The organism is Mycobacterium sp. RTGN4 (genome assembly GCF_033804635.1).
Classification (GTDB): Bacteria; Actinomycetota; Actinomycetes; order Mycobacteriales; family Mycobacteriaceae; genus Mycobacterium.
In genome coordinates this window covers 101,422-108,420 of record NZ_JAPZLB010000020.1, presented here as the reverse complement: position 1 = coordinate 108,420, position 6,999 = coordinate 101,422, and the positions used below count along the sequence as shown (strand labels likewise).

The 6,999-nt window shown below is 65.5% G+C and carries 7 protein-coding genes; 4 read left to right on the top strand and 3 right to left on the bottom strand.

Annotated features, from left to right (window positions below):
* The first annotated feature begins 162 nt into the window (after window positions 1-162).
* On the top strand, window positions 163-909 hold the full coding sequence (locus SLQ30_RS30465) for a DUF3060 domain-containing protein (RefSeq protein ID WP_319450673.1): 747 nt from the start codon (window positions 163-165) through the stop codon (window positions 907-909).
* A 503-nt stretch (window positions 910-1,412) separates the two neighbouring features.
* Window positions 1,413-2,435 (top strand): hypothetical protein, encoded by a 1,023-nt coding sequence (locus SLQ30_RS30460; RefSeq protein ID WP_319450672.1) that lies wholly within the window; start codon window positions 1,413-1,415, stop codon window positions 2,433-2,435.
* Window positions 2,436-2,439: 4 nt separating this feature from the next.
* Here SLQ30_RS30460 and SLQ30_RS30455 read toward each other — a convergent pair whose 3' ends face one another.
* Window positions 2,440-3,129 carry a response regulator gene (locus SLQ30_RS30455; RefSeq protein WP_319450671.1) on the bottom strand — a complete coding sequence of 230 codons (690 nt, stop codon included), beginning with the start codon at window positions 3,127-3,129 and terminating at the stop codon, window positions 2,440-2,442.
* Window positions 3,126-4,685, bottom strand: a complete 1,560-nt coding sequence (locus SLQ30_RS30450) for a sensor histidine kinase (protein WP_319450670.1) — start codon at window positions 4,683-4,685, stop codon at window positions 3,126-3,128. The genes SLQ30_RS30455 and SLQ30_RS30450 overlap by 4 nt, the downstream gene beginning before the upstream one ends.
* 126 nt (window positions 4,686-4,811) lie before the next feature.
* Between SLQ30_RS30450 and SLQ30_RS30445 the strand changes: the two genes are divergently transcribed.
* Both SLQ30_RS30445 and SLQ30_RS30440 read left to right on the top strand, forming a co-directional pair.
* Window positions 4,812-6,179: a cation:dicarboxylate symporter family transporter gene (locus SLQ30_RS30445; RefSeq protein ID WP_319450669.1), complete on the top strand. Its 1,368-nt coding sequence runs from the start codon at window positions 4,812-4,814 to the stop codon at window positions 6,177-6,179.
* A 127-nt stretch (window positions 6,180-6,306) separates the two neighbouring features.
* Window positions 6,307-6,621: a hypothetical protein gene (locus SLQ30_RS30440; RefSeq protein ID WP_319450680.1), complete on the top strand. Its 315-nt coding sequence runs from the start codon at window positions 6,307-6,309 to the stop codon at window positions 6,619-6,621.
* 15 nt (window positions 6,622-6,636) lie between these two features.
* Here the strand turns inward: SLQ30_RS30440 and SLQ30_RS30435 are convergent, their stop codons facing one another.
* A complete protein-coding gene (locus SLQ30_RS30435; RefSeq protein WP_319450668.1) occupies window positions 6,637-6,951 on the bottom strand; it encodes a hypothetical protein in 315 nt (104 codons plus the stop codon).
* Between the last annotated feature and the right edge of the window lie 48 nt (window positions 6,952-6,999).

The following is a 6,999-nucleotide window of genomic DNA, read 5'->3' as shown; positions in this document are numbered from 1 at the left end:
AACGTTCATCCCAGTCGAAAGCAGTGCTCACCGGCCAGCGGCTCAATGATCAGCGTCCCGCCAACCGGCTCCCAAACCAGTCAACGCCACGCTCATCGACTCCCATTAGTCAGATTTCTGTCGTCCAGCCCAGCCACCGCCTCGATGTGGGAACATCTGCCCATGGATCCGAAGGACGACCCGGAGGCCCGTATCCGGGAGCTGGAGCGCGGAATCTCCGACCAGGCGCGCGCGTCCGAATTGGGTGGTGGCGCGTTCGAACTCGGGGGAGCCAACGCCTTGCCGCCGCCGCTGCCACCCCCCCTTCCGCAGGGGTCTTACGGCACCCCGTATCCGCCGCCGGCGGCCACGTTCGGGGCGCCCCAGCAGGACTCGTATGGCACGCCGTATCCGCCAGTGCCCGGGTCGTTTGGCGGCGCCCCGTTCAACCCGGTGCGATCCCAAGGCGGCTTTCGGTTCGGCTGGCTGATCTTCGCGATCTTCACGTTCGTCGCCATCACCATCATCGGCAGCGTGGTAGCCGTCTTCTACAACGTGAGCAATTCGATCAGCACCATCGAGAGCAGCTTCCCGACCTTCTCGGACACCGGACCGGGCGCCAATCGCCCGTCGACGCCGGGCTTGTCGTCCACCCCGATCGCCGCCGGGAACAACGTCAATATCGGCGGGTCTGGACGACACGAGACCCTGCTCTGCGACGGCGGCTCGGTGAGCATCAGCGGGATGACGAACACGGTCGACATCACCGGCCATTGCGCGAAGGTCACGGTGTCGGGCGTCCAGAACAAGGTCAACGTCGAATCCGCTGACGACATCGAAGCGTCCGGCATGCAGAACGCCATCACCTATAAATCGGGATCGCCACAGATCAACAAGTCGGGCATGGACAACTCCGTCGACGAAGGCTGAGCGGCACCAGGGGCGGGCCCGGCCCGGCTCCATCAGTGGTGAACGGACGGTGAACTGCGGCCTCACGGCAAAGTCTCGGGGAGTCCGCTAGCGCCGTCGACCGGGTCCCAGCCGTCTCAATCGTCACATCCGTCAGTTTCGAAGGCAAATGTCAGGAGTTTGCTGTCGTGTCGCCATGTGATTTAGCGCTCACTTTCCCTTCCAAAGCTAAGAAGACGACACCGTGGTGCTGGTGGGGAGTTGTCAGTCGACGGTAGCCATTGCCGTGAAGATGCAGTAAATTCGATGTGATTGATGTTGCTAGGAAAACATAACGAGTGCATAACGAAGAGTTTCCTAAGCGACGCCTGAGAGGTTGACGCGCGTGTCGAGAGAATGGCCGTCGGAGCGCCGTGGAACGTCATACTCCGTCGCTACACTCGATCAGGACTGCGCCCCGACGGGGCGCGTATTCATCGAAGCTATTGCTGGCGCACGCATTGCCGGCGGAGGTACCCAAGACCATGGCTAATACGCTCGCGCGCTCAAACAGCGTCACCGTCGACAATGGTGACGTCTCCCTGCTGCACGCCGCGATGATCGGACGGGGTCCAATCTCGGATATCGCCGTCGAAGACGACATCCTCGTGGTCACCAACTTCGGCGACAACACCCTAGCGGTGCTCGACGCCGAGGCGCTCACTGTGCGGGGTGGGGTCGTCACCGGCCAGCCGTTCGCCGTGACCGTCTCCGACGGCCGTGCGTACACGTCCGTGTCCTCGGCCAGTGACGACGCGATCACCGTCGTCGACACCATCGGCGGTGAGGTCGTCGCGGCTTACCCGATGGCGGGCACCGTCACGGCAATGACCGTCAGCGTCGATCGCAAGTACGTGTACGTGGCCCGCGCCGGGCGCGACGGCGTGGACGTCTCCATCATCGACATCGCCGCCGACCGCGTCGCGACCATCGAACTCGCCGGTGGCGCCGACACCACCATCGACGCGCTGCGCGTCGACGCCGCGGGCCGCAGGCTCTACGTCGCCATGTCGGACTCGGTGAGCAGCCGGATGATCGTCGTCGACGTCAAGACCGGTCGCGTCCGCCGTGCCCTGGAACTGGGCGCCCCCATCCGCGGACTGGAACTGGGGCTCGACAGCACTGCCTACGTGCTGACCTCCGACATCACCGATCGCGGTGTCTTGCACGTCATCGATCTGGTGGCCAACCGCGTCACCGCAGCCGTGGACGTCGGCACTGCGCCGACGCAACTGGCGCTCAGCACCGACGGCTCAAGGGCCTTCGTCGTCGACTACGACCGGGTCCACGTCTTCTGCACGGAGAACCGCGCCGTCATCGGATCCGTGTCGGTGGGCGCTCGACCCGCGTGCGTCGCGGTCGGTCCCCAGCGGCTGTACGTCGCCGATTACGCGGGTGGGGTCACGTCGTACTCCGTCGCGTTGCCCGCGCAGATGCTCTACGCGCCGTTCGCGACCAATGCGGTTGCCGCGCCTTGTGTTCGCGAGCTAGTGCCTGCCGGCGTCTGACACTTCAGCGCCACTGGTAGCGCGTCTTGGGGCGGCCTGCCTTGCCATAGTCGGTGTGTCGCGTCACGACACCCTCGTCAGCCAACCGCTCCAGGTATCGCCACGCGGTAACACGCGAAACCCCGACCTGGTTGGCGACCTCATCGGCTGTCGCGCCGTCCGTTTGGTCGCGGACCGCCCGAGCGATGTCGTCGTTGGTCTGGGTGGCCGCTCCCTTCGGGGACACCGACTTCTCTGCGGCGACCCGTAATTCGGCGAGTGCACGGTCGACTTCGGCCTGGCTTGCGGCGTCGACGCCTGCCGGCAGTGCCGAGCGGTAACGCCGGTAACGCTCCAGCCGGTCGCGGAAAGCGGCAAACGTGAACGGTTTCAACAGGTAGGCGAGCGCGCCGTGCGCGACCGCTGCACGCACCATCTCGAGATCACGTTCCGACGTGATGGCGATGATGTCGGGCGCGGGCCGAAGTCCGGCCAGTGCCGAGGCCAAGGCGATCCCACTCGCGTCGGGCAACCCGAGGTCGAGCAGCACGAGGTCGATGGGGGTGTCCGAGGCCGACGCCTCGGTGGCCCTCTGCATGGCATCGCGTGCGGTATGTGCGACCGCTGCGGTCGAAAAGCCTTCCAGCCGAGCGAGATACGTTTCGTGCGCCTGGGCGATCAGCGGATCGTCCTCGACGATGAGCACGGAAATCATGAGTTGCCCCTCGGTACCGTGACCGTGACAACGGATCCGTAGGTGACGTCGGCGCTGAGCGTCCCGCTGTGGCGTCGCACCACCTGCGCGACGAGGGCCAGGCCGAGCCCGTGGTGCGCCGGCTCCTTTTCGGTCTTCGTCGAGTAGCCGCGCTGCATGGCCCGCGCAAACGTTTCGGCGTCCATGCCTGCGCCGCTATCGGCGACCCGCATCAACAGCGTCGTGTCGTCCTGGCTGACGGTGACCTCGATCCACGGATCATCCCGATCGCACGCGTCCATCGCGTTGTCGACCAGGTTGCCGAGTACGGTGATCAACTCCTGGGGGCTCAACGGCACTTCTTCAGCGCTGGAAGGCAAATGGGTGTCCTCGGTGATCGTCAGCGCGATGCCGCGTTCGTCGGCCTGAGCCGACTTGCCGAGCAACAGGGCCACCAGCGCAGGCTCGCCGACGTCGGCTGACAGGCGGTCCACCAGTCGCTGCGACAGGGCAAGCTCCTCGGTCGCGAAGCTGACGGCGTCTTCGGGTCTGCCCAGTTCCACCATCGTGATCACGGTGTGCAGCTTGTTGGCGGCCTCGTGCGCCTGGGCGCGCAGTGAGTCGGTCAGCACCTTCAGCGAGCTCAATTCACCAAGGGCGCCTTGCAATTCGGTGCGATCGCGCACGGTCACCACTTCGGAATGGGCGGAGCCTTCGACCTTCGACCTGTTGACCACCAGCACCCGGGCATCGGTGACGTGCACCTCGTCCCTGGCACCGGGTTCGTAGCTGCGCAGGAATTCCGGAAGGTCGGACGGCGTCACCGCCCCCGCGGGCAGCGCCAACAGTCGGCGCGCCTCGTCGTTGATGAGCACCACCCGATCGCGGTCGAGCACGACGAGACCCTCGGACACCGAATGCAGGATCGCGTCGTGGTGCTCGTACATGACGCGTAGTTCGTCGGGACGAAGCCCGTGCGTCTGGCGAAGCAGGCGTCGCCGGATGGCCCACACGCCGATCAACGAAAGCGCAAGGGCGCCAACACCGACGGCAGCGATCGCCGGCCATTGCTCGCGCCAGCGCTGCGAGAGCGTCTGAGAAGTGATGCCCGCGGAGACCAGGCCGACCACTCGACCCGAGCCGTCGCGCACCGGTGCGATCGCACGTACCGAAGGCCCCAGCGTGCCGGTGTATACCTCGGTGAACGTCTCGCCGTTCAGCGCAGGCGCGATGGTGCCGAGGTAGTGGGCGCCGATCTGACGCGGATCGGTGTGCGTGAAGCGGGTGCCGTCGGGCGACATGATCGTGATGAACGCAATCGCGGTGTTGGTGCGCACCGCCTCGGTCACCGGCTGCAGAAGCTCGGTGGCCCTTCCCGATTCGATGGCGGCGGCCGTGGAGGGCGAGTCGGCCAATGTCGTGGCGATGCTCACCACCTGCTGGCGGGCCGAGGCATCACCGTCCTGGCGGGCATCGAGCAGGGCCAGTGCGCTGCCGACGAGGACGACAACGGCGATCACCGCGATCTGCAGCGCGATCGCCTGTCCGGCCAGCGAGCGTGGCCACCAGCTGCGCATCGCACCTCCGGGTTGGTCGGCTACGTGAACGTAATGAACTAAAGGGTGACCTGGATCACTTCTGGGCACACCATCCTTGCAGACCGCATTCGCCGCACGTCTCGCAGGAAATAGGAGCACCCAGTCATGGCCGACCACGACACGTCCGCCCCGCCACTGAAGCGGGACCGCACTCACTGGCTGTACATAGCCGTCATCGTCGCCGTCGTCGCCGGTGTCGCCGTCGGACTACTCGCGCCGGACGTCGGCAAGAGCGTCGGCATCTTGGGCACGATGTTCGTCAGCCTCATCAAGATGATGATCGTCCCCGTCATCTTCTGCACCATCGTCCTAGGCATCGGCAAGGTGCGCGCCGCTGCCACCGTGGGCAAGGTCGGCGGATTGGCGTTCGTCTACTTCCTGGTGATGTCGACGGTCGCGCTGGCCATAGGCCTGGTCGTCGGAAACCTGCTCAGCCCCGGCACCGGCCTCAATCTGTCGTCGACGTCGGCGGCCAAGGGTGGTCAGTTGGCCGAGCAGGCCCATGAGGCGGGCGGGCTGTCGGAGTTCGTCCAGCACATCATCCCGACCTCGTTCTTCTCGTCGCTGACCGAGGGCAACGTGCTGCAGGCGCTGTTCGTCGCACTGCTTGTCGGCTTCGCCGTCCAGGGCCTCGGCGGCTCTCGGGAGCCGATCCTGCGCGGCATCGAGCACCTGCAGAAACTCGTCTTCAAGGTGCTGGTCATGATCCTGTGGCTGGCGCCCATCGGTGCGTTCGGCGCCATCGCGAACGTGGTGGGGCAGACCGGATGGAGTGCGGTCACCCAACTGCTGACGCTGATGCTCGGCTTCTACCTCACCTGCCTGCTCTTCGTCTTCGGCGTGCTCGGCGTGCTGATGCGGGCGGTCGCCGGAGTCTCGATCTTCAAGTTGGTCCGCTACCTGGCTCGGGAGTATCTGCTGATCTTCGCGACGTCGTCGTCCGAGTCGGCGCTACCCCGGCTGATCGCCAAGATGGAACACCTCGGTGTCGAGAAGACGACGGTCGGCGTCGTCGTACCGACCGGCTACTCGTTCAACCTCGACGGCACGGCGATCTATCTGACGATGGCCTCGCTGTTCGTCGCCGACGCGATGGGCAAGCCACTCGCCGTCGGTGAGCAGATCTCGCTGCTGGTGTTCATGATCGTCGCCTCCAAGGGCGCGGCCGGAGTCAGCGGCGCCGGGCTGGCGACCTTGGCAGGCGGCCTCCAAGCCCACCGGCCCGACCTGCTCGACGGTGTCGGACTGATCGTCGGCATCGACCGGTTCATGTCCGAGGCGCGGGCGGTGACCAACTTCTCCGGCAATGCGGTCGCGACGGTGCTCGTCGGTTCGTGGACCCACACCATCGACAGGGACCGCGTCGACGCGGTGCTCAATGGGGACAAGCCGTTCGACGAGTTGACCATGCTCGACGACCAGGATTCGCGCGCCGAAGAGCTTGTGCAGGAGCGAGTCCCTGCACCGGCGTAGGGCGCACCATGATGGGACCCGGCCAGATCCCCCCTGGCCGGGTCCTTTCATGTCGGATTGAACCGAGGGACAGTCCAGTTCGTCTTCCTCTGTGACGGCCAAATTGGCCACCGAGGGGGACGCGACGATGCGTACTGCACTAGTGACGCTGATTGCCCTGGCTGCTGCGGCTTGCGGCCTGCTCATCGCATCGCCCGGATCGGCGTCGGCCGAATCGGAGTCGGCCATCGTGACCATTGGGCAACTCCAAGCCGAGGGCTTCAACGTAAACATCGATCGCGTTGGGAGCGCACCGCTTTCGGAGTGCCACGTGACCAGTATCCGCAATCCGCAGGAGCAGACCCGGTTAATCCGGGTGGACGGACGCAGGGATCGCGACCGCTTCGTCGAGGTCGTGGTCAAGCGGTCCATCACGGTGTCGCTTGACTGCTCCAGCCGCTGAACCGCCTTTGCGGGCTCAGCGCGAGCAGTTCAGCGACACCGAGACGGTCTGGCTGACGACCGCGGGAACCAACGCAGTGCGGTTGTTGCCGCGTCCAGGACCGATGTAGGGCACCAGCTGAGTCACGGTCTGCGGATTGCGCACGCTGGTGACGGTGCACTGGTCCATCGAGCCGGTACCAACCTTGTCGATGGTGACCGTGTAGCCCTGTGATTGAAGCCTGCTGATCGTCTCTTGTGCGGTCTCGGCGGCCGCAAATCCGGCGGGGGCAGCGATGGCTGCGCACACACCCACCACCGCAGCGGCCGTGAGCGCCAAATTTGTGCGCATGACCGCACCTCCTGTCCCTTAGCTGTGAACCGAACACTACTTGCCGCG

What these genes read in the sequence shown, in the direction of transcription:
- SLQ30_RS30465 (WP_319450673.1), top strand. Translation starts at nt 163, where the DNA reads ATGGATCCGAAGGACGACCCGGAGGCCCGTATCCGGGAGCTGGAGCGC.
- SLQ30_RS30460 (WP_319450672.1), top strand. Translation starts at nt 1,413, where the DNA reads ATGGCTAATACGCTCGCGCGCTCAAACAGCGTCACCGTCGACAATGGT.
- SLQ30_RS30455 (WP_319450671.1), bottom strand. Translation starts at nt 3,129, where the DNA reads ATGATTTCCGTGCTCATCGTCGAGGACGATCCGCTGATCGCCCAGGCG.
- SLQ30_RS30450 (WP_319450670.1), bottom strand. Translation starts at nt 4,685, where the DNA reads ATGCGCAGCTGGTGGCCACGCTCGCTGGCCGGACAGGCGATCGCGCTG.
- SLQ30_RS30445 (WP_319450669.1), top strand. Translation starts at nt 4,812, where the DNA reads ATGGCCGACCACGACACGTCCGCCCCGCCACTGAAGCGGGACCGCACT.
- SLQ30_RS30440 (WP_319450680.1), top strand. Translation starts at nt 6,307, where the DNA reads ATGCGTACTGCACTAGTGACGCTGATTGCCCTGGCTGCTGCGGCTTGC.
- SLQ30_RS30435 (WP_319450668.1), bottom strand. Translation starts at nt 6,951, where the DNA reads ATGCGCACAAATTTGGCGCTCACGGCCGCTGCGGTGGTGGGTGTGTGC.